The sequence below is a fragment of the Streptomyces sp. NPDC002386 genome, from assembly GCF_053593175.1.
Genome location: NZ_JBSFBX010000003.1, coordinates 165,169 through 191,144, shown reverse-complemented (window position 1 = coordinate 191,144; position 25,976 = coordinate 165,169). Strand labels below are relative to the sequence as shown.

Annotated in this window: 28 protein-coding genes; 15 read left to right on the top strand and 13 right to left on the bottom strand. The window is 71.5% G+C overall.

Going from position 1 to position 25,976, the window contains the following annotated elements; all coding sequences use genetic code 11:
- Window positions 1-50: 50 nt before the first annotated feature.
- The 3 genes from ACWCPN_RS08035 to ACWCPN_RS08025 all read left to right on the top strand — a co-directional run bounded on the left by ACWCPN_RS08035 (window position 51) and on the right by ACWCPN_RS08025 (window position 2,461).
- A complete protein-coding gene (locus ACWCPN_RS08035) occupies window positions 51-734 on the top strand; it encodes a GDSL-type esterase/lipase family protein (protein ID WP_451203367.1) in 684 nt (227 codons plus the stop codon).
- Between the two features lie 88 nt (window positions 735-822).
- Complete coding sequence (locus ACWCPN_RS08030) at window positions 823-1,416, top strand: Uma2 family endonuclease (RefSeq protein WP_451203365.1); 594 nt, start codon at window positions 823-825, stop codon at window positions 1,414-1,416.
- A 52-nt stretch (window positions 1,417-1,468) separates the two neighbouring features.
- Entirely contained in the window at window positions 1,469-2,461 is a 993-nt protein-coding gene (locus ACWCPN_RS08025) for an aldo/keto reductase (protein WP_451203363.1), read from the top strand.
- Window positions 2,462-2,602: 141 nt separating this feature from the next.
- On the opposite strand, the gene thpR is transcribed toward ACWCPN_RS08025, so the two are convergent.
- On the bottom strand, window positions 2,603-3,175 hold the full coding sequence (gene thpR / locus ACWCPN_RS08020; RefSeq protein WP_451203361.1) for an RNA 2',3'-cyclic phosphodiesterase: 573 nt from the start codon (window positions 3,173-3,175) through the stop codon (window positions 2,603-2,605).
- 104 nt (window positions 3,176-3,279) lie between these two features.
- Here thpR and ACWCPN_RS08015 point away from each other — a divergent pair, with 104 nt between their 5' ends.
- Entirely contained in the window at window positions 3,280-3,867 is a 588-nt protein-coding gene (locus ACWCPN_RS08015) for a Uma2 family endonuclease (RefSeq protein ID WP_451203359.1), read from the top strand.
- 19 nt (window positions 3,868-3,886) lie between these two features.
- Here ACWCPN_RS08015 and ACWCPN_RS08010 read toward each other — a convergent pair whose 3' ends face one another.
- Together ACWCPN_RS08010 and ACWCPN_RS08005 are read right to left on the bottom strand one after the other, a co-directional pair.
- Window positions 3,887-5,152, bottom strand: a complete 1,266-nt coding sequence (locus ACWCPN_RS08010; RefSeq protein ID WP_199213558.1) for an MFS transporter — start codon at window positions 5,150-5,152, stop codon at window positions 3,887-3,889.
- Between the two features lie 104 nt (window positions 5,153-5,256).
- Window positions 5,257-5,694, bottom strand: a complete 438-nt coding sequence (locus ACWCPN_RS08005) for a MarR family winged helix-turn-helix transcriptional regulator (protein WP_199210975.1) — start codon at window positions 5,692-5,694, stop codon at window positions 5,257-5,259.
- Between the two features lie 154 nt (window positions 5,695-5,848).
- Here ACWCPN_RS08005 and ACWCPN_RS08000 point away from each other — a divergent pair, with 154 nt between their 5' ends.
- Window positions 5,849-6,031 carry a ribbon-helix-helix protein, CopG family gene (locus ACWCPN_RS08000; protein WP_199210976.1) on the top strand — a complete coding sequence of 61 codons (183 nt, stop codon included), beginning with the start codon at window positions 5,849-5,851 and terminating at the stop codon, window positions 6,029-6,031.
- A 10-nt stretch (window positions 6,032-6,041) separates the two neighbouring features.
- On the opposite strand, the gene ACWCPN_RS07995 is transcribed toward ACWCPN_RS08000, so the two are convergent.
- A complete protein-coding gene (locus ACWCPN_RS07995) occupies window positions 6,042-7,493 on the bottom strand; it encodes an NCS2 family permease (protein ID WP_451203356.1) in 1,452 nt (483 codons plus the stop codon).
- Between the two features lie 149 nt (window positions 7,494-7,642).
- On the opposite strand from ACWCPN_RS07995, the gene ACWCPN_RS07990 reads away from it, so the two are divergent.
- A complete protein-coding gene (locus tag ACWCPN_RS07990) occupies window positions 7,643-7,912 on the top strand; it encodes a DUF2530 domain-containing protein (RefSeq protein ID WP_199210977.1) in 270 nt (89 codons plus the stop codon).
- Between the two features lie 101 nt (window positions 7,913-8,013).
- Window positions 8,014-10,410 (top strand): HAD-IC family P-type ATPase, encoded by a 2,397-nt coding sequence (locus tag ACWCPN_RS07985; protein WP_451203354.1) that lies wholly within the window; start codon window positions 8,014-8,016, stop codon window positions 10,408-10,410.
- Between the two features lie 3 nt (window positions 10,411-10,413).
- On the opposite strand, the gene ACWCPN_RS07980 is transcribed toward ACWCPN_RS07985, so the two are convergent.
- From ACWCPN_RS07980 to ACWCPN_RS07960, 5 genes are all read right to left on the bottom strand, one after another.
- Complete coding sequence (locus tag ACWCPN_RS07980) at window positions 10,414-11,244, bottom strand: hypothetical protein (RefSeq protein WP_451203352.1); 831 nt, start codon at window positions 11,242-11,244, stop codon at window positions 10,414-10,416.
- A 224-nt stretch (window positions 11,245-11,468) separates the two neighbouring features.
- Window positions 11,469-12,332, bottom strand: a complete 864-nt coding sequence (locus tag ACWCPN_RS07975) for a hypothetical protein (RefSeq protein ID WP_392295329.1) — start codon at window positions 12,330-12,332, stop codon at window positions 11,469-11,471.
- 147 nt (window positions 12,333-12,479) lie between these two features.
- Window positions 12,480-15,638 (bottom strand): sacsin N-terminal ATP-binding-like domain-containing protein, encoded by a 3,159-nt coding sequence (locus tag ACWCPN_RS07970; RefSeq protein ID WP_451203350.1) that lies wholly within the window; start codon window positions 15,636-15,638, stop codon window positions 12,480-12,482.
- Between the two features lie 69 nt (window positions 15,639-15,707).
- The gene (locus ACWCPN_RS07965; RefSeq protein ID WP_451203348.1) at window positions 15,708-15,962 is read right to left on the bottom strand and encodes a DUF397 domain-containing protein; all 255 of its coding nucleotides are present in this window, start codon (window positions 15,960-15,962) and stop codon (window positions 15,708-15,710) included.
- The gene (locus tag ACWCPN_RS07960) at window positions 15,959-16,804 is read right to left on the bottom strand and encodes a helix-turn-helix domain-containing protein (RefSeq protein WP_451203346.1); all 846 of its coding nucleotides are present in this window, start codon (window positions 16,802-16,804) and stop codon (window positions 15,959-15,961) included. Before ACWCPN_RS07960 ends, ACWCPN_RS07965 begins: the two co-directional genes overlap by 4 nt.
- A gap of 126 nt (window positions 16,805-16,930) precedes the next feature.
- Here ACWCPN_RS07960 and ACWCPN_RS07955 point away from each other — a divergent pair, with 126 nt between their 5' ends.
- The 3 genes from ACWCPN_RS07955 to ACWCPN_RS07945 all read left to right on the top strand — a co-directional run bounded on the left by ACWCPN_RS07955 (window position 16,931) and on the right by ACWCPN_RS07945 (window position 19,108).
- A complete protein-coding gene (locus ACWCPN_RS07955) occupies window positions 16,931-17,458 on the top strand; it encodes an ATP-binding protein (protein WP_451203345.1) in 528 nt (175 codons plus the stop codon).
- Window positions 17,459-17,613: 155 nt separating this feature from the next.
- Complete coding sequence (locus ACWCPN_RS07950; RefSeq protein ID WP_451203343.1) at window positions 17,614-18,462, top strand: helix-turn-helix domain-containing protein; 849 nt, start codon at window positions 17,614-17,616, stop codon at window positions 18,460-18,462.
- A 52-nt stretch (window positions 18,463-18,514) separates the two neighbouring features.
- Window positions 18,515-19,108 carry a Uma2 family endonuclease gene (locus tag ACWCPN_RS07945; protein WP_451203342.1) on the top strand — a complete coding sequence of 198 codons (594 nt, stop codon included), beginning with the start codon at window positions 18,515-18,517 and terminating at the stop codon, window positions 19,106-19,108.
- Between the two features lie 25 nt (window positions 19,109-19,133).
- Here ACWCPN_RS07945 and ACWCPN_RS07940 read toward each other — a convergent pair whose 3' ends face one another.
- Together ACWCPN_RS07940 and ACWCPN_RS07935 are read right to left on the bottom strand one after the other, a co-directional pair.
- The gene (locus tag ACWCPN_RS07940) at window positions 19,134-19,589 is read right to left on the bottom strand and encodes a DUF3592 domain-containing protein (protein WP_451203340.1); all 456 of its coding nucleotides are present in this window, start codon (window positions 19,587-19,589) and stop codon (window positions 19,134-19,136) included.
- 25 nt (window positions 19,590-19,614) lie between these two features.
- Window positions 19,615-20,541 (bottom strand): DUF3027 domain-containing protein, encoded by a 927-nt coding sequence (locus ACWCPN_RS07935; protein WP_451203338.1) that lies wholly within the window; start codon window positions 20,539-20,541, stop codon window positions 19,615-19,617.
- Window positions 20,542-20,946: 405 nt separating this feature from the next.
- Here ACWCPN_RS07935 and ACWCPN_RS07930 point away from each other — a divergent pair, with 405 nt between their 5' ends.
- The 4 genes from ACWCPN_RS07930 (at window position 20,947) to ACWCPN_RS07915 (ending at window position 24,467) form a co-directional block, all read left to right on the top strand.
- Window positions 20,947-22,350 carry an MFS transporter gene (locus tag ACWCPN_RS07930; protein ID WP_199210984.1) on the top strand — a complete coding sequence of 468 codons (1,404 nt, stop codon included), beginning with the start codon at window positions 20,947-20,949 and terminating at the stop codon, window positions 22,348-22,350.
- A gap of 62 nt (window positions 22,351-22,412) precedes the next feature.
- Window positions 22,413-22,913 (top strand): DUF2771 domain-containing protein, encoded by a 501-nt coding sequence (locus ACWCPN_RS07925; RefSeq protein WP_199210985.1) that lies wholly within the window; start codon window positions 22,413-22,415, stop codon window positions 22,911-22,913.
- The gene (locus ACWCPN_RS07920; RefSeq protein WP_451203335.1) at window positions 22,883-23,632 is read left to right on the top strand and encodes a futalosine hydrolase; all 750 of its coding nucleotides are present in this window, start codon (window positions 22,883-22,885) and stop codon (window positions 23,630-23,632) included. The genes ACWCPN_RS07925 and ACWCPN_RS07920 overlap by 31 nt, the downstream gene beginning before the upstream one ends.
- On the top strand, window positions 23,622-24,467 hold the full coding sequence (locus ACWCPN_RS07915; RefSeq protein ID WP_451203333.1) for a 1,4-dihydroxy-6-naphthoate synthase: 846 nt from the start codon (window positions 23,622-23,624) through the stop codon (window positions 24,465-24,467). Before ACWCPN_RS07920 ends, ACWCPN_RS07915 begins: the two co-directional genes overlap by 11 nt.
- Window positions 24,468-24,515: 48 nt before the next feature.
- On the opposite strand, the gene ACWCPN_RS07910 is transcribed toward ACWCPN_RS07915, so the two are convergent.
- On the bottom strand, window positions 24,516-24,899 hold the full coding sequence (locus ACWCPN_RS07910; protein ID WP_199210987.1) for a cold-shock protein: 384 nt from the start codon (window positions 24,897-24,899) through the stop codon (window positions 24,516-24,518).
- Between the two features lie 163 nt (window positions 24,900-25,062).
- On the opposite strand from ACWCPN_RS07910, the gene ACWCPN_RS07905 reads away from it, so the two are divergent.
- Window positions 25,063-25,326 (top strand): hypothetical protein, encoded by a 264-nt coding sequence (locus ACWCPN_RS07905; RefSeq protein ID WP_199210988.1) that lies wholly within the window; start codon window positions 25,063-25,065, stop codon window positions 25,324-25,326.
- Here ACWCPN_RS07905 and ACWCPN_RS07900 read toward each other — a convergent pair.
- Window positions 25,290-25,928 (bottom strand): HAD family hydrolase, encoded by a 639-nt coding sequence (locus tag ACWCPN_RS07900; RefSeq protein WP_392295319.1) that lies wholly within the window; start codon window positions 25,926-25,928, stop codon window positions 25,290-25,292. The genes ACWCPN_RS07905 and ACWCPN_RS07900 overlap by 37 nt on opposite strands.
- Window positions 25,929-25,976: the final 48 nt, after the last annotated feature.

Here is a 25,976-nt window from a genome sequence, read left to right as displayed (position 1 = left end):
GTGTCGGGCCTCACATCCCACCGCCCGCGGTGATCGTCCATCATGAGCGGGTGCTCAGGTTCATGCCCGTGGGGGACTCGATGACGATCGGGAGCGCGGGCGAACACACCTGGCGTTACCGTCTGTGGCGGCACCTCTGCGATGCGCACGGCGGCCCGTTCACCTTCGTCGGCCCGCGCGAGGAGCTGTACGACAAGGTGGCCGAGGCGCCGGTGTCGTACGCGTACGCGGAACCGGACTTCCCCCGGGCCCATCTGGCCGGCTGGGGCGAGGGCTGGCTGCACATGGCGCCGCTGATAGGCGAGGCGGTGCGCCGGCACCGGGCCGACGTGCTGCTGGTCTCCCTGGGCCTGATCGACCTCGGCTTCTACACCAACGCCGAGCAGACGACGGAGAACGTGCGGGCGTTCGTCACCGGCGCACGCGAGGCCCGGCCCGGCGTCCGCATGGTGCTGCTGCCGGTGATCCCGAACGTCCGCGCCCAGGCGGACGAGGACTTCGCGGCCCAGGTCGACCGGTTCAACGAGCTGCTCGCCAAGACGGTGGCCGACCTGGCCGAGCCCCGCTCCCCGCTGCTGCTGGCCTCGCCGCCCGAGGCGTACGACATCGACGCGGACACCTACGACGGCACGCACCCCAACGCGAGCGGCGAGCACCGGATCGCGCAGGCGTTCGCCGCGGCGATGTGGGAGGCCTGGGGGATCGGACGGGCGTACGCGGCCGGAACGGCTTGACCTGATTCCGCCGCTTCCCCGTCACCGTGCGTATCGTTGAACCGCGCGGCTGCTTCTGTCCGTGGGGCAGCCGGGGAGGAGCGCCACGATGACCATCCTCGAAGACAGGATCGCGATGGCCGACGCCGACGCCAACACCCAGCGTCTGGACGACTGGTTCGAGCGCCTGGAGCGGATGCCCGTCCCCGAAGGATTCCGGGTCGAGATCGTCGGGGGCAACGTCTTCATGACGCCGCAGCGAAACACACACTGGCAGATCATTCGCGCGTTCCTCTGGGCTCTCGATGACAGGTTCGGGAGGGACGTCAAGGTGTTCTCGGACGTCCGGATCGACTTCCCGGGGCACGAGAACGGCTTCTGCCCCGACGTCGCCCTGCTCAAGGACTCGGCGAAGCCTGACGACACGGGCCACTGGCGTTATCAGGACGTCGAGTTCGTCGCGGAGGTGGTCTCGCAGGGCACCGCCGCCAACGACTACGGCCCCAAGAGGACCGCCTACGCGACCGCCGAAGTCCCGGTCTACGTCATCGCCGACCCCTACCAGGGGCGCTGTCTCATCCACACCGACCCCAAGGACGGCGACTACGCCGAGCCGGTGAGAGTGGACTTCGGCACCGACATCGACCTGACCGGCACGGTGGTCGACCTCGTCGTGAAGACGGACGCCTTCCCCCGCGACTAGCCGGCCGGCCGCCCTTGCTTCGAGCGCACTCCAGGCCGTTGGCTAGGACACCATGAAGTACACGCAGCTAGGACGCACGGGACTCAAGGTCAGCCGACTCGTCCTCGGCACCATGAACTTCGGCCCGCAGACCGACGAGGCGGACAGCCACGCCATCATGGACGCGGCGCTGGACGCGGGCATCAACTTCTTCGACACGGCCAACGTCTACGGCTGGGGCGAGAACAAGGGCCGTACCGAATCGATCATCGGCAACTGGTTCGCCAAGGGCGGCGAGCGCCGGGACAAGGTCGTGCTGGCCACCAAGGTGTACGGCAACATGGGCGCCGACGGCGCCGCCTGGCCCAACCACGACAAGCTCTCCGCGGTCAACATCCGGCGCGCGGTGGACGCCAGCCTGAAGCGGCTGCGGACCGACCACATCGACCTGTACCAGTTCCACCACGTCGACCGGAACACTCCCTTCGAGGAGATCTGGCAGGCGATCGACGTGCTGGTCCAGCAGGGCAAGATCCTCTACGCCGGCTCCTCCAACTTCCCCGGCTACAAGATCGCCCAGGCCAACGAGATCGCCGCCCGGCGCGGCGGCACCATCGGCCTGGTCAGCGAGCAGTGCCTGTACAACCTCGCCGAGCGCCGCGCCGAGATGGAGGTCATCCCGGCCGCGCAGGAGTACGGCCTCGGCGTCATCCCCTGGTCGCCGCTGCACGGCGGCCTGCTGGGCGGAGTCATCAAGAAGGAGGTGCAGGGCGGACGCCGTGCCTCCGGGCGGGCCGCCGACACCCTCGCCGACCCCACCGCCCGCGCGCAGATCCAGTCCTACGAGGACCTGCTCGACAAGCACGGCCTGGAGCCCGGCGAGACCGCCCTGGCCTGGCTGCTCTCCCGGCCCGGCGTCACCGGCCCGATCGTCGGACCGCGCACCGCCGAGCAGCTCGAGTCGGCTCTCAGGGCCGTGGAGCTGGAGCTGAGCGAGGAGCTGCTGACCGCCCTGGACGAGGTCTTCCCGGGCCCGGGCCCCTCCCCGGAGGCCTTCGCCTGGTGAGCGACGCCGGCCGCTGATCGCCTCCGCGGCCGCGCCCAGGCCTCACCTGCCGAGCGCGGCCGCCAGGGCGACGACGGCGAACATCAGCACGAGCACAAAGGCCATGATCCGGTTACGGGTCTTCGGGTCCACGTATCGAGGTTAACCGGCCGCGCCCAGTGCCCAGCGGGCGACCGCCTCGTAGCGGGGCTGCTCGCCGGGCACGCCGGACTTCGGCAGGTTGCTGCGGACGAGGACCAGCTCGTCCACCGTCCAGGTGCGGCTCGCGAGGTCGTGCAGCGCCGCCACGTAGGGCCGTACGTCCACCGTGGACCGGCTGCGGGCCACCGTCAGGTGCGCCTGGTAGCGGCGGTGCTCCCCCATCTCGATGCCGCTCCTGCGCGCCGCCGCCTCCGCGCGCCCGGCCAGCAGCCCCAGGGCGCGCAGATCGCCGTCGGCGCCCGCCCACAGGGCCTTCCCGCGCCCGAACTGGCCACCGCCGCGCAGCGCCAGCGGAAAGGCCGGCGTACGGCCCGCCGCGCGCTCAAGACGCGTGCGCAGCTCCGGCACCAGCGCCTCGTCGACCTCGCCGTAGAAGGCGAGCGTGAAGTGCCAGCCGGGACGGCCGGTCCAGCGCAGCCCGTCCGCGCCGGGCAGCTCCCGCAGCGCCGCCACCTCCCGGGCGAGCGCGTCGGCGACGTCGTCCGGGGGCAGCAGGGCGGCGAAGAGTCTCATGCCGCCAGTCTCCCGCGCACGCCCCGGCGTGTCCGGATGACCGTGCGTATCGTTGTACCGCGCGGCCGTGATCGCTCGTGGGGCGGCCGGGGAGGAACGCCACGATGACCGTCCTCGAAGACAGGATCGCGATGGCCGAGAGCGACAACACGACCACGCTCGACGAGATGTTCGAGCGGCTCGAGAAGATGCCCGTCCCCGCGGGTTACAAGGTCGAGATCGTCGAGGGGACCGTCTTCACGTCGCCGCAGCGGGACACCCACTGGGAGATCATCCTGGACTTCGTCGAACAATTGCGCACCAAGTACCCGCGCAAGCGCGTGAAGTCCGATGTGCGCATCGACTACCCGGGGCATCTGAACGGGTTCGCGACCGACGTGACGGTAATGGCGGAGGGCGCCGCGAGGACCGAGGACGGCCGCTGGGACTGCGGGGACGTCGAGTTCGTCGCCGAGGTCATCTCCCGGGGCACCGCCGCCAACGACTACGGGCCCAAGAAGGCCGCCTATGCCGAGGCAGGGGTTCCCGTCTACGTCATCGCCGACCCCTACCGGGGTGAGTGCCATGTCTTCACCCACCCCAGGGACGGCAGGTACGCCCTCGAGGTGAAGGCCGACTTCGGGGAGGAGCTGGACCTCACGGGCACCCTTCTCGGTCTCGTCCTCAAGACCGGCGAGTTCCCCCGCGACTGAGTCCCGCTCCTCCCGCCCGTCAGGCCGCCGGGGCCAGTTGCTCCCTGGGGACGAAGCGGACCTGGGGGTGGCCGCGGTGCCAGCCGACCGAGAGGCGCAGGCCGCCTATGCGGGCCAGGACCAGGCCGATCGTGGCGGCGGCCACGGCCGAGATCACCCCGCCGAGGGCGAAGCCGACCCGGGCGCCGTAGGTGTCCGTGATCCAGCCGACGACCGGTGCGCCCAGCGGTGTACCGCCCATGAAGACCATCATGAACAGGGCCATCACCCGCCCGCGCATGGCCGGGTCGGTGGCCATCTGCACCGCCGTGTTCGCCGTGACGTTGACCGTCAGGCCGAAGACCCCGATCGGGACCATGAGCAGCGCGAACAGCCAGTAGGACGGGGCCAGCGCGGCCACCGTCTCCAGCGTGCCGAAGGCCAGCGCGGCGGCGATCAGCAGCCGCAGCCGGGCCGTGCCGCGGCGGGCCGCCAGCAGGGCGCCGCCGAGGGATCCGACGGCCATCAGGGTGTTGAAGAGGCTGTAGGCGCCGGCACCGGCGTGGAAGACGTCGTCCGCGTAGGCCGACAGCCACACCGGGAAGTTGAAGCCGAAGGTGCCGATGAATCCGACGAGGACGATCGGCCAGATGAGCTCGGGACGCCCGGCGACGTACCGCAGGCCCTCCCGGAGCTGGCCCTTGCCGCGCGGCGCGCGCTCGACGACGTGCAGTTCGCGCGAGCGCATCAGCAGCAGACCGGCGATGGGTGCGGCGAAGGACAGGCCGTTGGCGAGGAACGCCCAGCCGGTGCCCACACCGGTGATCATGAGACCCGCGACGGCGGGGCCGACCAGCCGGGCGGACTGGAAGTTCGCGGAGTTCAGGCTGACCGCGTTCTGGAGCTGGCCGGGGCCGACCATCTCGGAGACGAAGGACTGCCGGGCCGGGTTGTCGACCACGGTGGCGAGTCCGACGGCGAACGCGGCGACGTAGACGTGCCAGACCTGGACGTGGCCGGAGAGGGTCAGGAAGGCGAGCGCGAGGCCGGTCATGGCCATCGCCGCCTGGGTGACCAGGAGGGTGGGCCGCTTGGGCAGCCGGTCGACCAGGACGCCGCCGTACAGGCCGAACAGCAGCATCGGCAGGAACTGCAGGGCCGTGGTGATGCCGACGGCCGCGGAGGAACCGGTGAGACTGAGCACCAGCCAGTCCTGGGCGATGCGCTGCATCCAGGTGCCGGTGTTGGAGACGACCTGGCCGGCGAAGAACAGCCGGTAGTTCCGGACCTTCAGCGAGCTGAACATCGAGGACTGGCGGGCGGTGGGGGTAGTAGTGATCGGTGCGGGGGCGGAAGCTGCTCCGGATCCCGTACTCAAAAGGGTTCGCCTCCTCCTGGGCTGGTGACGGCTTACAGGTGCGCGAGCTTCTCCAGCACCGGCGCGGCGGCGCGGAGTTTGGCCCACTCGTCCTCGTCGAGGGCGTCGACCAGGCCGGCCAGGAACGCGTTGCGCTTGCGGCGGCTCTCCTCGAGCATCGCCTCGGCCTGCTCGGTCCTGGTGACGACCTTCTGGCGACGGTCCTCGGGGTGCGGTTCGAGCCGGACGAGCCCCTTGCCCTCCAGCAGCGCGACGATGCGGGTCATCGACGGCGGCTGCACGTGCTCCTTGCGGGCGAGTTCGCCCGGCGTGGCGGTGCCACAACGGGAGAGGGTGCCCAGCACCGACATCTCGGTGGGGCTCAGCGACTCGTCGACCCGCTGGTGCTTGAGCCGACGGGACAGCCGCATCACGGCGGAGCGCAGGGAGTTCACGGCGGCGGCGTCGTCGCCATGGTTGAGGTCCGGCATGGTCATTAGCTTAACTCATTACCCTCGCTAAGGACCACCGGAGAGGGGACGCGGGCCCGTGATGCCCGCCACTTGCCCCATTGATCACCCATAAGAGTGAGTCGTTTCCGAAAAGTGACGCATGGGACGGCCTGATGTGGCGACCCTCGTACTCATGGGGACCACTGTGCTGAGCCTGCGGATAGACGGGGAGCTGCTCGAACGGCTCCGGCACCACGCGGCGAGAAGAGGAATGAGCGTGCAGGACTATGTGGTCCGCACGCTCATTCGGGACGACTTCGACGAGCGGTTCCAGACCGCCGTCGAGGAGACGGAGAAGTTCTACGGCGTCACCTGACGCCCACGCCTCAGGTGAGGCCCAGGGCCGGCATCAGGTAGTAGAAGGCGAACACCGCGGCGACGACGTACATCGCGACCGGCACCTCGCGGAACCGCCCGGCGGCCAGGCGCAGCACCACGAAGGTGATGAAGCCCATGCCGATGCCGTTGGTGATCGAGTAGGTGAACGGCATCATCATCATGGTCACGAAGGCCGGGATGGCGATGGTGTAGTCCGCCCAGTCGATCTCCTTGACGGAGTTCGAGAGGATCAGGAAGCCCACCGCGACCAGGGCAGGCGTGGCCGCCTGGGACGGGACCATGGTGGCGACCGGGGTGAGGAAGAGGGCCACCGCGAAGAGGGCGCCCGTGACGACGTTCGCGAAACCCGTGCGCGCGCCCTCGCCGACACCGGCCGTGGACTCCACGAACGCGGTGGTGGCCGAGGAGGAGCTGGCGCCGCCCGCCGCGACCGCGATGCCGTCGACGAAGAGGACCTTGTTGATGCCGGGCATGTAGCCCTGGGCGTCGGTCAGCTTGGCCTCGTCGCCGATGCCCATGATCGTGCCCATCGCGTCGAAGAAGCACGACAGCAGGACCGTGAAGACGAAGAGGATGCCGGTCAGCACGCCGACCTTGGCGAAGCCGCCGAAGAGGCTGAACTGGCCGACCAGGCCGAAGTCGGGGGTGGCCACCGGGTTGCCGGGCCACTTCGGGACCGTCAGGCCCCAGGCGGAGACGTGGGCGACCGAGTTGACGATCAGCGCGAGGACGGTCATCCCGACGATGGAGATCAGGATCGCGCCCGGCACCTTGCGGACGATCAGCGCGAAGGTGAGCAGCGCGCCCAGGACGAAGATCAGCACGGGCCAGCCGTTGAGGTGACCGCCGACGCCGAGCTGGAGCGGGACGGTGGTCTGCGCGGCGTCCGGCATACGGGTGACGAAGCCGGAGTCGACCAGGCCGATCAGCATGATGAACAGGCCGATACCGATCGAGATCGCCTTGCGCAGACCGAACGGAACGGCGTTCATCACGCGCTCACGCAGTCCGGTGGCGACCAGCAGCATGACCACGAAGCCGGCCAGCACGACCATGCCCATGGCGTCCGGCCAGGTCATCCGGGGGGCGAGCTGGAGCGCGACGACGGAGTTCACACCGAGACCGGCGGCGAGCGCGATCGGCACGTTGCCGATGACGCCCATCAGCAGCGTGGTGAACGCGGCCGTCAGCGCCGTCGCGGTCACCAGCTGGCCGTTGTCCAGGTGGTGCCCGTACATGTCCTTCGCGCTGCCGAGGATGATCGGGTTCAGCACGATGATGTACGCCATCGCGAAGAAGGTGGCGAGACCGCCCCGGATCTCGCGGCCGAGCGTGCTGCCGCGCTCGGAGATCCGGAAGTAGCGGTCGAGAGCGCCGTAGGCGGGAGTGCCGCCCGGCTGCTCCGGGGCGGGGACCTTGGCAGGAGCCGAGGTGGACATGAGGACCTCATCACCAGCGGGGTTCCCCCGAGCCCCGTTGGAGTTTCATACGAACAGAAGTGGCCAAAGACAAACGGTTTCAGTATGAACGTATGAGAGATAAAGCGCCATCTCCGCGCGTAGACCTGATCGCCTCGTAAGCTGTCCCCATGACGAAGTGGACCCCGAAGCACGAGGCACCGGAGCCCCTGGAGGGGCCCGTGGTCGCCACCATCACCGGCGGCACGATCGTGTGGTTCGTCCTCTTCCTGGTCCAGCTCCCCTTCTACGGCTGGTTCGACGACCACGGGCACCTGTGGTGGCTGTGGACCTGCCTGGCCGGCGGCGGTCTCGGCCTGATCGGCGTCTGGTACGTGCGCCGGCGCGACGCGGCGATCAAGCGGGACGCGGCGCTGAAGGCGGCCACCGCGGGCAGGTAGCGGCCGCGCCCTCCGACCGGCGCGGGACGCCCCTCCTCCCCAGGTCGGATCTTCCCCCACTCGGCAGGTGAAGCCGCAGATCCGCACGTACCGTCGAATGCATGACGCACATCGACGCGGGGGCCGAACTCGACCCGGTGCACCCGGTGGCTCTGCCGGGGGCCCGGTCGGCGGGTCTGACCGGGGCGGAGGTCGCCGAACGCGTCGCGCGGGGCGAGATCAACGACGTCCCGGTGCGCAGCAGCCGCTCGATGGGCGAGATCGTCCGCGCGAACGTCTTCACCCGGTTCAACGCGATCATCGGTGTGCTGTGGCTGGTCATGCTGTTCGTCGCGCCGATCCAGGACAGCCTCTTCGGCTTCGTGATCCTCGCCAACACCGGTATCGGGATCGTGCAGGAGTGGCGGGCCAAGCAGACCCTCGACTCGCTCGCCGTGATCGGCGAGGCCCGGCCCACCGTCCGGCGCGACGGGACCGCCGTGGAAGTGGCCACGAGCGAGATCGTCCTCGACGACCTCGTGGAGACGGGCCCCGGCGACAAGATCGTCGTGGACGGGGTGTGCGCGGAGGCCGACGGCCTGGAGATCGACGAGTCGCTGCTCACCGGTGAGGCCGACCCGGTGCTCAAACGGCCCGGCGACCAGGTCATGTCCGGCAGCTTCGTCGTGGCCGGCGGCGGCGCGTTCCGGGCGACGAAGGTGGGCCGGGAGGCGTACGCCGCCCAGCTCGCCGAGGAGGCGTCCCGGTTCACGCTCGTCCACTCCGAGCTGCGCTCCGGCATCTCCACGATCCTGAAGTACGTGACCTGGATGATGGTCCCGGCCGCGACCGGTCTGGTCATCACCCAGTTGGTGGTGAAGAACGACAACCTCAAGGCCGCGGTCGCCCGTACGGTCGGCGGCATCGTCCCGATGGTCCCGGAGGGGCTGGTGCTGCTCACCTCCGTGGCCTTCGCCATCGGGGTCATCCGGCTCGGGCGCAAGCAGTGCCTGGTGCAGGAGCTGCCCGCCATCGAGGGTCTGGCCCGCGTGGACACGGTCTGCCTGGACAAGACCGGCACGCTGACCGAGGGCGGGATGGACGTCACCGAGCTGCGGGCGCTGAACGGGGCCGACGAGCCGTACGTGCGCAAGGTGCTCGGGGCCCTCGGCGAGTCCGACCCGCGCCCCAACGCCTCCCTCCAGGCGATCATCGACGCCTACCCGGACAGCGAGGAGTGGCGCTGCGTCGAGTCGCTGCCCTTCTCCTCCGCCCGCAAGTACAGCGGCGCCGCCTTCAGCGAGGGCGACGGCGAGGCCAGCACCTGGCTGCTGGGCGCCCCCGACGTGCTGCTCCCCGAGGACGACCCCGCCCTGTCCGAGACCGAGCGCCTGAACGAGCAGGGGCTGCGGGTCCTGCTGCTGGCCCGGGCCACCCGCGACCTGGACGACCCCGAGCCGGCCCGCGGCGCCCGCCCGACGGCGCTGGTCGTGCTGGAGCAGCGGCTGCGTCCCGACGCCGGCGACACCCTGCGCTACTTCGCCGACCAGCGGGTCCACGCGAAGGTCATCTCGGGTGACAACGCGGTGTCCGTCGGCGCGGTCGCGGCCAAGCTGGGGCTGTCCGGCACGGCGGTGGACGCGCGCCGGATGCCCGCCGACCGGCAGGGCATGGCGGAGGCGCTGGACGAGGGGACCGTCTTCGGCCGGGTCACCCCGCAGCAGAAGCGGGACATGGTCGGCGCGCTCCAGTCGGGCGGGCACACGGTCGCGATGACCGGGGACGGCGTGAACGACGTGCTGGCACTGAAGGACGCCGACATCGGCGTCTCCATGGGTTCGGGCTCGGAGGCGACCCGGGCGGTGGCGCAGATCGTGCTGCTGAACAACAGCTTCGCCACGCTGCCCTCGGTGGTCGCCGAGGGCCGCCGGGTGATCGGCAACATCACGCGCGTGGCGACGCTGTTCCTGGTCAAGACGGTGTACTCGGTGCTGCTGGCGCTGCTGGTGGTGTGCTGGCAGGTGGAGTACCCGTTCCTGCCGCGTCACCTGACCCTGCTGTCCACCCTCACCATCGGCGTCCCGGCCTTCTTCCTGGCCCTGGCCCCGAACAAGGAGCGGGCCCGTCCCCATTTCGTCCGCAGGGTCATGCGGTACGCGGTGCCCGGCGGGGTGGTGGCGGGAGCGGCGACCTTCGCGACGTATCTGCTGGCCCGGCACTACTACACCGGCGCGGGCTCCCTGGAGGCGGAGACCAGCGCGGCCACCCTGACGCTGTTCCTGGTCTCGATGTGGGTCCTGGCAATCATCGCCCGTCCGTACACCTGGTGGCGGATCGCCCTGGTGGCCGCGATGGGCGCGGCCTTCCTGCTGGTCCTCGTGGTACCGGCCCTGCAGGAGTTCTTCGCCCTCAAGCTGGTGGGCGTCACCATGCCGTGGACGGCGGTGGCCGTCGCGGCGGTGGCGGCGGCCGCCCTGGAGTTCCTGTGGAAATGGGTCGGCCGCCGCTTCCCTGCCTGAGGCCTACTTCACGTCGACGTAGTCACCCGTGGCGCTGACCGCCGGGGTGGTCGAGGTGCCCGCGAAGCTGAAGCGCCAGTAGCCGTCGTAGGAGGCCGTGGTGGTGGTCTTCAGGTTGCCGGTCGAGTCGGTGTAGACCGTCTTGACGGTGGTGTACGTGCTGGTGCCCGCCTTGCGGAACTGCAGCTTGACCGGCTGGCCGGTGTAGCCGTGGTACAGGTGGTCCTCCCAGTTGGCCCGGGAGAGCTTGCCCGTGACCGTGAGGGTCTTGCCCTTGTAGACCGGCTCCGGGGAGGCGTTCACGGTGAGCTTGGAGTAGCGCTGGACCAGGGTGGTGCCGAGGCCGTCCTGGTCCTTGTAACCAACCTTGCTCATGTCCGGGCTGTCCGGGTTCTGCCCGTTGAAGGCGATGGCCTCGGCGGCCACGTTCCAGCTGCCGGCGCCCACGTTCGTCAGATCGCCGTCGGCCGGGTGGATGTCGATCGTGCCGGTGCAGGTGGCGGTGGTCGCCGAGGTGGCGGTGCAGGTCGCCGGGTTGTCGCCGTACAGCTCGGCGTCCGGGTCGGCGAAGGCGCCGCGGTAGAGGAACGCGTCGGTGTAGAAGTCCTGCGCGGTGATGTCGACGTCGGCGCCGTGGGTCAGCGTGTAGCTGTACTCGGTGCTGACCTCGTTGGTGGTGCCGACCTTGATCGCCTTGGCGATCGTGACGCTGGAGAAGCTCGCGTCGAGGGTGTACGGCGTGCCGCTCGGCGTGGCCGCGTGCGCGGCCGGGACGACGAGAGCGGAGAGGGCCAGGGCGCCGGAGACGGCGGCCACGGTGGCACGTATGCGCATGTGCGGTTCCCTTGGAGGGAGAAGTGATCGTGAAGTCGGCTGACTCACGCGATCAGATCCGCGACCCGGGGCGCTGGTTGTACGGCGAGGGTGCCTTCCGGCCAGATTTTGGAACCCGATTGCCCGCCCGTTACCCAGGTGGGACGCCCTCTTGGCACAAGTGGGAGGAAACGTTCCGGCCCCGGAAACGGCGGGTTTCCGGGGCCGGGGTGGTGCGGTGTCGCTTACCGAACGTCGACGTAGTCACCCGTGGCGTTGACGGCCGGGGTGGTGGTGCCGCCCGCGTAGGAGAAGCGGTAGTAGCCGTCGGCCGTGGCCGTGGTGGTGGTCTTCAGGCTGCCCGTGGAGTCGGACGTGATGGTCTTCAGCGTGGTGTAGGTGCTGGAGCTCTTCTTGCGGTACTGCAGCTTCACCGACTGCTTGGTGTAGCCGTGGTACTCGTTGTCCTCCCAGTTGGCGCGGGAGAGCTTGCCGGTGACCGTGATGGTCTTGCCCTTGGTGACCGGCTCCGGGGAGGCGTTGACGGTGAGCTTGGAGTAGCGCTGGACCTTGGTGGTGGCCAGGTCGTCGCCCTCGGAACCGGCGTCGCTGCTGTACTGGACGGCGATCGCACCGACCTTCCAGGTGCCGGCGTCGATGTTGAGCAGCTCGCCGTCGGCCGGGTGGATGTCGACGAGGCCCGTGCAGTTGGCGGTCGTCGCCGAGGTGGCGGTGCAGGTCGCCGGCGCCTCGCCCATCAGGAAGCCGCCCGTGGACGGCTTGTAGAGGAACGGGCCGTTGTCGAAGTCGGTGGAGCCGACGACGTAGCTGTCGCCGTGCGTCAGCGTGTAGGTGACCGTGGCGGCGACGTGGTTGCTGATGCCGACCTTGATCGCGGAGGCGATCTTGACGTTCGAGAAGGTGACGCCCAGGTCCGCGGGCTCGGCGGCGGAGCTGAAAGCGCTGTTGCCGGACTTGGCGTGCGAGTGGACCTTCGCGACCGCGGCCTTGTAGGACGGGGCGGCGTCGGCGGCCTGCGCGGCCGGCACGACGAAGGCGGAGAGGGCCAGGGCGCCGGTGACGGCGGCCACGGTGGCACGTATGCGCATGCGTTCCCCTGTGTGGAGAGGGTGGGCACCGAAGTGCCCAAAATGATCGTGGAGTCAGTCGACTCGCTGATCAGACCCGCCACCCAGGGGAACGGTTGTAGGAAAGTTGAAGGTTTTGCGAGTGAGTTACGAAGTCGGCGCCGAACCTCAGTCGAACCAGCGGTCCCGCGCCAGCTCCTCCGTCCTGGACGGGTCCTCCAGCAGGGCCGCGACCTCGAAGCGGCGGGGCCACTGGCCGGCCGCCCAGGCGAGGCCCGCCGCGACACCCTCCAGGGTGGCCGCGTGCGGCGTGCCGTCGTCGGTGAGGCGCCAGTCGATCTCGACGCCGTCCACGACCAGCTCCTCGTGCTCCACATAGGTGCCGGGCGTGCGCGGACCGAGCAGCACCCGCACCGCGTCCGGTACGTCGTGCTCGGAGCCCTCTGAGTCGACCGACCCCGTGACGGACTCGCTCAGCCGCCGCACCTGGAACAGCTCGGCCAGCTCGGCCGCCCGGGCCGGGCGGACCGGCAGCAGCGGCACGCCGGAGGTGAAGGGGAGCAGGTCCGGGGAGTCCACGACCACCGCGTCGGCCGCGTCCACCACCTCGACCCGGCCGTCCACGACGGCCCGCAGCTCGTCCGGCAGGGTCACCTGGTCCGGGTCCAGTTCGGCCAGCGCGCCGTAGAGGCCGTGCAGTTGGGCCGGGCTGACGGACCGCTCTGGGTCGGACAGGCGGTCCAGCAGTTCGGCGGCGCCGCCGGGCTCGTCCAGCAGGGCGGCGACGGAGGTCCGTACGCCCAGCGCACGCAGCACCTGCTCGTCCTCGAAGCCGGTCGCGTCGGCCTCGTCGTACAGGCCGCGCAGGAGCGGGTCGCCGCCGGCCGCGAGCAGGCCCGCCGGGCGGCGCCCGTCGAGCACCGGGTGCCCGCGCAGCCACCACGCGGTGTAGGGGCGTACGACCTCGTGGGTGCCGTCGGGCAGCAGGACGCGCACCTGCTGGGTGAGGGCGTCGCGCAGCGGGGGCTGCGCGAGCAGCGCGAGCGCCTGCGGCCACTTGTCGTCGTCCACCAGGTCGAGGTCGCGGACGGCGACCAGCTCGGTGGCGACCGGCGGCACGGGCGTGTCCGGGAAGCGGTCGAGGATGTCCTCGCTCCACACGTCCACGGCGTCCAGCAGGCCCGCGTCGTCGGGCTCGGCGAAGTCGCCCTCGCGGGGCTCCAGTTCGTCGGGGTCGAGGACGACGTCCGTGGCGCGGACGAGCGCGAAGTTCGCGAGCACACCGCAGGCGGTGAGCGGCTGCTCGCCCCACTTGTCGGCCAGGTCCCGGTCGACGGCCGCCAGTTCGTCCTCGCGGATCACGCGGGCGAACGGGCTGCCGGGCAGGACCAGTTCGCCGGCCGGGGCGAGTTCGCCGTCCTCGTCAGGCAGCGCGAGCGCGCCCAGCCAGGGCTCGTCACCGGGTTCGAGGGCGGCGTCGCGGACGAGCGCGAGGACGGTGTCGGCCAGTTCCTCCGCGTCCGGCGCGTCCTCCTCCCACAGCGCCCCGCCCTCGTCGTCCAGCGAGGCCGCCACCGCGGCCCGCACCTGCGGGGTGGTCAGCACCGCGCGCGGGGTCGCGGGCAGCGCGCCCAGCTTCTCCAGCAACGGGTGGACCGCGTCCTCGTGGGCGACCTTCAGCCCGAGGCGGCCGAGCACGTCCGGGTCCAGGCCGGCGGTGTCGGGGCTGGGCAGCAGCACCTGCCGGGGCCCGATGGTGGTGCGCCCTCCCCCGGAACCGAAAGCCTGGGAGGTGCCCCCGGCCAGCGGCACCGGCAGTCCGGAGAGCCGGTCGGGGTCGACCCCGGCGAGACTGTCGTAGAGCCGCCACCACCAGCCGGGCTCCTTCTCCAGACCGGCGAGCCGGTCGACGGCGTCGGCGAGGGGCAGCCGGGCGATCCCGAGCGTGCGCAGTTCCACCCGGCGCTCCAGCCCGGCGGGCAGCAAGGTGGGCAGCACCTCGGCGAGGACCCGCACGGTGTCCGCCCCGGCGCCCTCCACGATCTCGGCGTCCCTCGGCCGCAGCGCCTCGGGCAGGTCTTCGTCCTCCGCGCGGTCGGCGGCCGGGGGCAGGAAGGCGGTACGCGGCAGCCGCTCCAGGATCGCCTGGCGCAGCGCGCCGTCCAGCTCGCCCTTGCCCAGCGGTCCCGGCACCAGGTCGATGACGCCGTCGGTCACCGGGCGCCACTCGGCGAGCAGTTCGGTGTACGCGTCCGCCGCCCGCTGCACCAGGAAGTCGGTCAGCGGGCCGGGCGCGGCGTGCCGGCGGGTGGTGTCCAGCGGGAAGGACGCGATGAGCAGTGCGGGAACGCCGAGGGGTTCGTCGCTGGGGGTCGGGGCGTGCACCACGCCCGCGGTGCGCGGCCGGACCGGGCGCCCCTGGTCGTCCTCCGGCACGGCCCAGGTCACCGACCAGTGCGGGCGCAGGCGCTCCTCCACCGGCCGGTCGGCGAGCAGTTCGGCGGCGAGCGGCCCGTGCGCGGCGACGGTGCGCCAGCGGGTGACGCCGTCCCGCGAGTCCTCCACGACGGTGACGGCGTCCTCGGAACGGCGGCGCAGGGTGCGCGGGGCACCGCCGTCAATCTCGACCACCACCTCCTCCAGCCCGGGCAGGGCGAGGAGCAGGGCGTCGTCCACGGCGTCGAGGAGGCGTTCGGCCAGGTCGGCCGCGGCTGTGTCACGCAGCGGCAGGATGACGGCGGTGTCGTACGGGTCCGGGGCGGAGCCCTCGGCGGCGAACGGGAGCCGCAGCAGCGGCACGTGCCCGTCCCGGCGCCGGACCTCGTCCCCGAGTCCGGGGCTGTGCCGGGCGGTGTCGGCGGCCAGTTCCCGTGCCTCTGCCAGCGACCAGCGGACCCCGCCGTGCCGGCCGACGATCGCCGGCTCGTCGGTGACGGACAGTACGGCGGCGAAGCCCACGCCGAACCGGCCGACGGCACCGTGGGCGTCACCGAGGTCCCGCTTGGCGGACGCGCGCAGGGTGGACAGCGACTCGACGCCGGTGGCGTCCAGCCCGGCGCCGGTGTTGGCGGCGACCAGGACGCCGTCGCGGAGAGTGAGACGCAGCCGCCCCGGCACCTTCGCCCGGGCGGCGGCGTCGGCGGCGTTCTGGGCCAGCTCGATGACGAGCCGGTCCCGGTAGCCGCCGAGGACCAGGTCCTCCTCGGCGTTGGCGTCCTCGCGGAACCGGGCGGGGCTGGTGGCCCAGGCGTCGAGGACACCGCGGCGAAGACGGGCGGTGCCGAAGGGGTCGGCGCCCTCGGTCGCCGGCCGCACGTACTTGCTCACGTTCACTCTCCTCGTCTGCGTGAGGACGAAGGTACAGCCCCGTGAGCGGGTGGCCGTCCGGCCCCGGCGTCAGCGGTGGGAGGCGTACGCGACGAAACTCGCCCAGGTGGCGGGGGTTACGGTCAGCAGGGGGCCGTCGTCCTGCTTGGAGTCGCGTATGTGGACGGTGGAGGGTGTGGGAGCCACTTCGACGCAGGAGTCACCCTCGCTGCCGCTGCTGTAGCTGCTCTTGAACCAGTCCAGGGCAACTTCGACGCAGGAGTCACCCTCGCTGCTGCTGCTGTAGCTGCTCTTGAACCACGCCAGATCGGTAGTGCGGATCATGTTGCCCCCAGCAGTTTCTCGATGAAGGTCGTCGACTCACGCGGTGTGAGCGCCTGCGCGCGAATGATGCCGTACCGCAGCTCAAGGATACGGAGCTGCCTCGGCTCGCCGACCGGTCGGCCGTTGGCCACCACGGGGGAGCGCCCCACCGCCGAGCCGTCGGCGAACTTCAGCACCTCGATTCCGCCGGCCAATCCAGCGTGCTCCTCGCGGTCCATCGGCATCACCTGAAGTTCGACCTGGCGCAACTCGGCCACGACCATGAGCTGTTCGAGCTGGCGGCGCAGCACCTCCCGGCCTCCCAGCGGACGGCGGAGCGTCCACTCCTCCAGCACGAAGCTGATCTCCGGTGACGGCTCGCGCTCGAAGACGGACTTCCGGGCCACGCGTGCGGCGATGAACCGCTCGATCTCGTCACCGCTGTACGCCGGACGCCGCATCTCCAGCAGCGCACGCGCGTACTCCGGCGTCTGCAACAGCCCGTGAACGTTCAAGGGGTCGTAGAGCTGGAGCTCGACCGCCTTCGCCTCGAGCTGCGCCAGCTCCCGCACCCGCTTCGGATACCGGACCTTGGCCACGTCCTCCTTCATCGCGGCGAGCAGCCCGCCCGCGCTCAGCACCTCGTCCGCCTTGTCCAGGAACTCCGGGCGCGGGATCCGCCTGCCGCTCTCGACCTTGTAGACCATGTCCTCGCCGTAGCCCACGACCCGGCCGAACTCGGCGGCGCGCAGGCCCACCGCCTCGCGACGCAGCCTGAGCTGGCGGCCCACGGTGGTGATGACGGCGACTCCCCAGTCGTCGTCCGGGTCGACCTCCCAGCCCGGTTCCTCTTCCTCGCCCATGGCGCGCCGCCTTCCCGTCCCCGCCGTCCCGACAGACCGGACACCACCGGACAAGGCCCGGACAGTGACTCTACGTACCGACGTCGTCACTGTTCACGGTAGGCGCACGCCGCCACGCTGAGTGACGTGAATCTGCAAATCTCCACCCGTGTCCCGAACTTCAGCGTGCGGCTCTCCCCCACGCCGCGCGGCGCCCGTCTGGCCCGGCTGCTCGCCACGGAGCAACTCAGCTCCTGGGGTCTGCCGTTGGATCCCGCGGCGCTGATCGTGGCCGAGCTGGCGGCGAACGCGGCCACGCACGGACGGGTGACCGGCCGGGACTTCCGGCTGACGCTCTACGCCGTCGCGGACGTCCTGCGGATCGAGGTGACGGACACCCGCGGCGACCGGCTCCCCCGCGTCGGGAACGCAGATCCGGACGGCGAGTCGGGGCGCGGGTTACTGCTGGTCGACGCCCTGGCCGACCGCTGGGGCGTGACGCCGGGCCTCACACCACGCAAGACGGTGTGGGCGGAGATCGTGCTGCCACCGCGACCCGGGAACTCGTGCTCCGGTCCGAGGGGCGCCCATTCCCAAAGGACCACGAGGGAGAAAGAACCCGCCCAAGCCCCACCCCTCCCGCCCGCCACGGCGCACGCTCACTCGCCAGGGTGAACATCGCCAACGCGGCTGGCGTGGCGCCCGGTTGATCGCTCTACGCTCGGCGCAGCAAGCAGGGCAAATTTGGTGAACCGGCAAAAATAACGGCCCCCGGCCGGGACTAGCGATCCCGATCGAGGGCCTGACCACCAAGGAACAGCACCTTCCCGATGGATACCCAGAACCGTAGCGCGCCCCCGCGCGCCCAGTCCCGAGTTGTCGCCAAGAACCACCCGAACCGGCGGTCGGCCGCCGGCGGGCTGATCCACGACAACACCCGGCACTCCGCCCGCTTCACCGTGGTCGGCAACCACCTGGCCCAGCACCCCGAGCTGTCCGGTCTCGCCATCGGGCTCGGGGTGCACATCCAGTCGCTGCCCGCGGGGTCCCGGGTCGACATCAGGACCCTGACCGCCCGCTTCCCCGAGGGCGCGGTCCGGATCGCCGCCGCGCTGCGGGAGTTGGAGGCCCACGGATACCTGCGGCGCGAGCGCAGGCGCGGGGCGGACGGCCGTATCGTCACGCGCACGGTCTCCTGCAACCAGCCGGGAGGCGACGGGGACGGCCCCTCGACGCCGCCGCCCCGGAAGAAGAAGGCCGCGAGCAGGGCGCTGCCGCCCGTGCCGCGCCCGGCCCAGCCGTCCCCCGCCCTGGTCCGGCAGGCCGTGGACCTGCTCGCGGACCTCCGCCGCCACGACTCCCGCCTGCTGCTGTCGGCCCAGGACACCGCCCATCTGGCGCCGGGAGTCGCCGCCTGGCTGGAACGGGACGCGACGCCCTCGGCCGTACGGCACGCGCTGACCACGGGCCTTCCGGACGAGCCCCTGTGCCGCCCGGCCGCCCTGCTGGCCCACCGCCTGACGGCCGGGTTGCCGGCACCGCCCCCGTTCCGCGCCCCGACGCCCCCACCGGCGGTCCGGCACCCGCTGCAGAACTGCGAGGGCTGCGACCGCGCCTTCCGCTCCGCGGCCCCGGGACTCTGCTCCACCTGCCGCCCCGACCCACCAGAGGCCGCCTAGCATGAAAGCGACGATCCTTGCCCCTGGGCACAGACGACGAGGAGCGAGCGCCATGACCATCGCACCGGACAGCGAGCGACGGGGTGCCGACCACGTCTACCGGGCCATGCGTGACCTCATCGAGTCGATGGACGACACCATTCCCGGCAAGTTCGAGATCACCAAGGAAGGGATCGTCCACGACATGATGGCGCCCGTCAGGCCGCACGAACTCACCGTGCTGCGGCTTCGGAAACGCCTGGAGAAGGTGATGCCCGAGGAGATCGTGGCCCACACCGGTGAACCGGACGTGGAGGACGAGCCGGAAGGCATCATGCGGCGCCCCGACGTCATGGTGATCGCAGAGGCCGACATGGAGGGGGGCGGGTCGTTCGACCCGCGCACGCTGATCGCCGCGATCGAGGTCGCATCGCGTTCCAACCCGGACAACGACTGGGTCGGCAAGACGCGCGACTACCCGCTCCTCGGCATCCCGGTCTACGCGATCTTCGACCCCCGCACCGGCACCGGCACCGTCCTCACCGACATCCACTCCACCCCCGACGGGCCGCGCTACGCGACCCGCAAGGACTTCGTCTACGGCGAGGACGTCACCATCGCCGACTGGACCATCTCGTCGGAGAACCTGCCGCTCTACGGCGACTGACCCGCGCCGGGCCCGCGACCGGAACTCAGCGGGAGCGGCGCCGTGTCACCAGGGCGACGGTCGTGCCGACGCCGGCGAAGACCAGGCCGATGCCGCCGAAGATCAGCGGCAGCAGCCACAGCGAGGCGAAGCCCTTGATCCGCGCGTCGTCCGGGGAGCCGGCGTCGTAGAGGACCTCGACGTGCTCACCCTTCTCGTACGACGGCGGATTGGAGCCGAAGGAACTCCGGAACGTCCGCCGCTCGCCGTCGGCCGAGGTGAACGCGACCACCGGGTACGCCACGGGTCCGTCGTGCGCCCGCTTCCTGCGGGAGCCGCTGTGGTCCTCGCGCCACTCCAGCGCGACCACCGTGCCCCGGGCGTGCTTCGCCCCGGACAGGAACGAGACCGACACGCCCGTCAGGATCAGCCCGACGATCAGGAACAGCGAACCGAACGCGATCGCCCCGAACGTGATCCACCGGACGGCACGCCCGCGCACCCCCACCCGCACGACGCCCCCGTTCTCAGGAGTGGCCGAGGTCCGCGGTCTCCGCGTCACCCGCCTCCGGGACCGAGCCCGAGTCGCGGGCCGGGCGGAGCGGGAAGACGTCGATCCGGGTCTCGTCGACGACCGGCGGCGGCGGCTGCGGGGTCTTCGGCATGACGGCCGCCTCGGAGTGGCCGCCGCAGCCGTAGGACAGGGAGACCACCCGGCCGTCGGCCGGGGAGAACTCGTTCGCGCAGACACCGAAGGCCTGGCCGAGCGAGCCGCCGATCGGGGTGAGGAACCCGCAGCTCACACAGGTGGCCGGAGCCGCCTGGGCCATCGGGGTCTGGGAGCCGAACGACTCCTCCCAGCGGTCGGCCGCGACATGCAGGCCGTAGCGGGAGAGCACCCGCGCGCGCCGCATGCCCAGTTCCTCCGCCACCGAGGCGATCGAGCCGCGGACGGGCGTCGTGGACTGGACGGCCGGAGCGCCGGGAGAGACCTCCGCGTCCTCGGCCTCCGCCAGTTCCGCCATCTCCCCGGACACGATCGAGTTCGGCGGGGGCTCCTCCTCGCCCGTGTAGCCGGGCTCCAGGCGCAGGTCCTCCTGGTCGGTGGGGAGCAGGTCACCGGGGCCGAGGTCGCCGGGGCGCAGGCGCTCGCTCCACGGCACCCACTCGGGGGCCAGGAGGGCGTCGGGGCCGGGGAGCAGGACCACCTCGTCCAAGGTCACGATCTTGGCACGGGAGGCCCGGGCGACCGTCGCGGCCCAGCGCCAGCCCCGGTAGCCCATCTCCTTGCACTCGAAGAAGTGCGTGACAACACGGTCGCCCTCCGACACCAGGCCGACGTGCTCGCCCACCACTCCGGGTGCGGCGGCCTCCTCGGCGGCGGCGCGGGCGAGGTCGACTGCCTCGGCGCACAGACGGTCGGGGGTGCGGCTTCGCGTTGTCGCTGCGCTCACAGGTATCGCTTCTCTCCTACGCCGTCTGCAATGAGTGCGGCTGCCTCCGGCGGTTGGGGGGACGGAGCGGACCTGGGGGCCGCATCGACGTCCGCATCCGATCGCGCTCGGGCGCACCTCTGCCATCCATTCTGCGTTATGGCTGAGATACGCACGCTACCCGGTCGTCGGTGGTCGGGGACAGTCCGCCGCTGCCCGGCGATGTTTCCCGACCGGCCGCGCGTGCCGGTTGGCCGAGAACCGGCCCCGGCGAACGGCCCGGATGGCCGAAAAACGACCGGTCCGGGAGCCGGTGTCCGTCATGGGGTGTTCGGGTGGCGGGCCGCCCGGCGCCCGGCTGCCGCCGACGGGCCGGCCGACTCGCTTGAATTCAAACCGCACTATCGGGCGGGGTCTCGGGGCACTATGAACGACGTGGCAGCCACGGACAGGGGCAGCGTTCGGGGTGGCGGTTCGGGCCGGGTCGGCGGTGCCGTCCGCGCGGTCGGCCGTGCCCTGCACTTTCCCGTGACCGGCACCGCGCGCGGCATCCGCAAGGTCACGCACGCGCACGGCGCGGGCGAGTCGGGCCTCGGCAAGCTGATCGAGCTGCACGCGGTGAACGGCGCCGGGGACGTCATGATCACGGTCGCCCTCGCGTCGACGGTGTTCTTCTCGGTGCCGACCGACGAGGCCCGCGGGCGTGTCGCGCTCTATCTGGCCATCACCATGGCCCCGTTCACCGTGCTGGCACCCGTCATCGGGCCCCTGCTGGACCGGCTGCCGCACGGCCGCCGGGCCGCGATGGCCGGGGCGATGCTGGCCCGGGCGCTGCTGGCGCTGATCATCTCGGGGGCCGTGGCGAGCGGAAGCCTGGAGCTGTATCCCGCGGCACTGGGCGTGCTCGTCGCGTCCAAGGCCTACGGAGTGGTCCGCAGCGCGGTCGTGCCCCGGCTGCTGCCACCCGCCTTCTCCCTGGTGAAGGCGAACTCCCGGGTCACCCTGGCCGGTCTGCTGGCCACCGGCGTGGCCGCACCCATCGGGGCGGGCCTGCACGCGCTCGGCGATCCCTGGCCGCTGTACGGCGCGTTCGTGATCTTCGTCGCAGGGACGTTCCTGTCCTTCTCGCTGCCGCCCAAGGTCGACTCCGCCAAGGGCGAGGACGTGGCACTGCTCGCGGCCGACGAACAGCATCTGCACGGGCCGCGGCGCAAGCAGCAGACCAAGCGGCCGGGGCTGCGGACCGTCGGGCCCGCCGTCACGCACGCCCTGGCCGCCAACGCCGCGCTGCGCTGCCTGTCCGGCTTCCTGATCTTCTTCCTCGCCTTCCTGCTGCGCGAGCACCCGCTGACCGGTGAGAGCGCGGCGGTCTCCCTGGGCATAGTCGGCGTCTCGGCCGGGGCGGGCAACGCGCTCGGCACGGCGGTGGGCGCCTGGCTGAAGTCCAAGGCGCCCGAGATCATCATCGTGACGGTCGTCGCGGTGGCGCTCGGCACGGCCGTCGTGGCCGCCGTGTTCTTCGGGGCGTTCCTCGTGGCCTGCCTGGCCGCCGTCGCCGGGTTCGCCCAGGCGCTGGCCAAGCTGTCGCTGGACGCGCTGATCCAGCGGGACGTGCCGGAGCAGGTGCGCACCTCGGCGTTCGCCCGGTCCGAGACACTGCTGCAGATGGCGTGGGTGTTCGGCGGCGCGGTGGGCATCGTGATGCCGCTCAACGGCACCCTGGGCCTCGCCGTGGCCGCCGCGTTCGTGGCCGTCGGCTGGCTGGGCACGCTGCGCGGGCTGCTCGCCTCGGCCCGGCACGGCGGCCGGACCAGGGCGCGAGTGGCGTAACGAACCGGGCACGCCGTACCCCACGTGGGCGGACGGCTACAGGTGCCCGATAGCCTTCGGCCATGACCACGCTGCCCCGCGGCGAAGCCGCTGATGTAACACGTGCTGTGCGACGCCGCCGCGCCGTCGCCGCCGCCGGCGCCGTTACCGCCGGACTGCTCGTCCTGTCGGCCTGCGACAAGCCGACGCCCGTCGCGACCGTCACCGTTGGCCGGAACTCGGTCAACTCGGAGGCGCTCTGCTACAACGACGGCAAGGCGCTGGACGCCAAGTCGGTGGCGAAGTGCGCGAAGAACGCCAAGGACGTCAAGTCCATCGAGGTGGGCCAGGACCAGGAGGTCCGCTTCGGCGTCGACCCGAAGATCGCGGACGCCGGCTGGACGATCCTGGTGAACGGCAACCCGTTCTCCGAGTCCAGCCACCTGACCACCCGCACCCTCCCGTACAACGCGTTCTTCAACCAGCAGTACGGCACCCAGGGCGACACCAACACCGTGTCCGTCCAGATGGGCGCCAACCCGCCCAAGGGCCTGTGGTCCTTCAAGGTGAAGAAGGCGGACTGACCACGCCTTCCGCCCGCTTCCTCGTCGCCACCGCCGTCCCGGCCGAACGGGACGCGGTGGCGGGCGCGTTCCCCGGCGAGACCGTCGCGGTGCGGCTGCCGGGCGCCGGACTCGTGCGGGTCCCGGGCGGCCACGACCTGCTGGCCGCGGGTGTCGGACCGGCCCTCGCCGCCGCCTCCACGGCCACCGCGCTGACCGCCGCGGCACTCGCCGGGACGCCCTACGACCTCGTGGTGTCCGCCGGGATCGGCGGCGGCTTCCCGCCCGAGGCGCCGCTCGGCTCGCTCGTCGTCGCCGACGAGATCACGGTGGCCGATCTGGGCGCCCAGACCGCCGACGGCTTCCTCCCGGTCACCGAACTCGGCTTCGGAACCGTCACCCACCGGCCGCCGGAATCACTCGTACGAGGAATTTCCCAGGCCGCCGGCGCACGCGCCGGCACCGTCCTCACCGTCTCCACCGTGACCGGCACCGCCGCCCGCGCCGCCGAGCTGCGCGCCCGTCACCCCCGGGCCCTCGCCGAGGGCATGGAAGGGTTCGGCGTGGCGGAGGCGGCCACCGCGCACGGCGTGCCCGTGCTGGAGATCCGCGCGGTGTCCAACCCGGTCGGCCCGCGCGACCGCGCCGCCTGGCGCATCGGTGAAGCCCTCGCCGCCCTCACCGAGGGCTTCGGGAAGCTCACGCCCGTACTGGAGAGTTGGAACCCGCATGACCGCTGAGCTGCAGATCGCGTACTCGCCCTGCCCGAACGACACCTTCGTCTTCGACGCCCTCGCGCACGGCCGCGTCCCCGGCGCACCGGCGCTGGACGTGACCTTCGCCGACATCGACATCACCAACGGCATGGCCGAGCGCGGCGAGTTCGACGTGCTGAAGGTGTCGTACGCGGTGCTGCCGTACGTCCTGGAGGAGTACGCGCTGCTGCCGTGCGGCGGGGCGCTGGGCCGGGGCTGCGGTCCGCTGGTGCTGACCCGCGAGGAGGGTGCGGACCTGACGGGCCGTACGGTCGCGGTGCCGAGCGAGAAGTCCACCGCCTACCTGCTGTTCCGGCTGTGGGCCGCGGACACCCTGTCCGGTGGTGTCGGCGAGATCGTCGTCATGCCGTTCCACGAGATCATGCCGGCCGTGCGGGACGGCAAGGTCGACGCGGGGCTCGTCATCCACGAGGCGCGCTTCACCTACCAGAACTACGGGCTGCACAAGCTCGCCGACATGGGCGAGCACTGGGAGCGCACGACCGGGCTGCCGATCCCGCTGGGCGCGATCATCGCCAAGCGGTCGCTGGGCGCGGACACGCTCGGCCGGCTCGCCGAGTCCGTGCGCGCCTCCGTGCAGGCCGCCTGGGACGACCCGCAGGCGTCCCGGCCGTACGTGATGGAGCACGCCCAGGAGATGGACCCGGCCGTCGCGGACCAGCACATCGGGCTCTACGTGAACGAGTTCACCGCCGCCCTCGGCGAGGACGGCTACGCGGCGATCCGCGGGCTGCTCACCCGCGCGGCGGCCGAGGGGCTCGTACCGCCCCTCGGTCCGGACGCGCTCGCGTTCCCCTAGGGGGCGTGCCGCGGGACCGGGGTCCGCTCGGCAGGCCCCGGGTCCGGGTCAGACGTCGAGCTGGTCGGCGACCGCGCGCAGCAGGCCGGCGATCTTCTTGCCGGAGGTCTTCTCCGGGTAGCGGCCCCGCTCCAGGCCCGGCGTGATGTTCTCCAGCAGGGTCGTCAGGTCCTGCACGATCGAGGCCAGCTCGTCGGGCTTCCTGCGCTGGGCCGCCGCGACCGAGGGCGCCGGGTCGAGCACGGTCACCGAGAGCGCCTGGTCGCCGCGCTGACCGGCGACGACACCGAACTCCACCCGCTGTCCCGGCTTGAGCGCATCCACTCCGGCGGGAAGAACCGAGGAATGGACGAAGACGTCACCGCCGTCGTCGCGGGAGAGAAAGCCGAAGCCCTTCTCACTGTTGAACCACTTGACCTTGCCGGTGGGCACGTCTGTCCTCGTCCTCGTACTCGTCGGGAAAACTGCTCGGAAAAGGCTTCTGACAGCAGAGAGCGGGTCGACCATGACCCGCCGCAACCAAGGCTAATGGTGTTCGGGCGGGTGACAAGACGTCCCCCGGTTGTTCTCTCGCGCTGGGAACTACCCTGGTCCGGTGCGTGACAAAACCCAACCGAATTCCGCCGGACCCGGTGACCGACTGATCCGCGCCGGTGTCATCGTGTTCTTCGTCGGAGCACTGGCCACTCTCGTCACCGTGGCCCCGCTGCTCCTCGGCACCAAGCCCTTCCCGACGTTCATGTTCGGCTTGAGCATGCTCATGGCCGTCGGCTTCCTGATCGCCGGCGCGGGGATACTGCGCTCCGTCGCCGCCGGGCGCCGTCAGGCCAGGGAGGCCGCCCCGGGCGCCTCGCGGTAGCCGGCCAGCCAGGCGGGGAACGCGGCGAGGTCGTCGAGCACGACGTCCGCCCCGGCGGCGCGCAGTTCGTCCCCGTCGCAGGGGCCGGTGGCCACGGCCACGGACAGCGCGCCCGCCGTACGGGCGCCGCGGACGTCACCCACGTGGTCGCCGACGTACACCCGCGCGCCGTGCTCGCGCAGGGCCCGCGCCTTCTGTTCGGCCCACAGGTCCCCGACCACCACGTCCGGTTCCAGGCCCAGGTGGGCGAGGTGCAGCTTGGCGTTCGGCTCGTACTTCGCCGTGACCACCATCGTCCGCCCGCCGGCCGCCCGCACCGCCTCCATCGCCTGCCGGGCCCCGGCCATGGCGGGGGTCGTGGTGATCGCGGTCGTCGGGTACATCTCCCGGTACAGGGCGGCCATCGCGGCGACGTGCTCCGCCGGGAACCAGTTGATCAGCTCCTCCGCGAGCGGCGGGCCCAGCCGGGTCACCGCGAGGTCGGCGTCGATGTACGTGCCCGTCCGCTCCGACAGCGCGAGGTAGCAGGCGCGGATGCCGGGGCGGGAGTCTATGAGGGTCATGTCCAGGTCGAAGCCGACGGTGAGAGTCATGGGCGTCATTGTGCCCGGGCGGGCCCGGCCGTTCGGGTGCGGGTGCGGGCCGCGGTT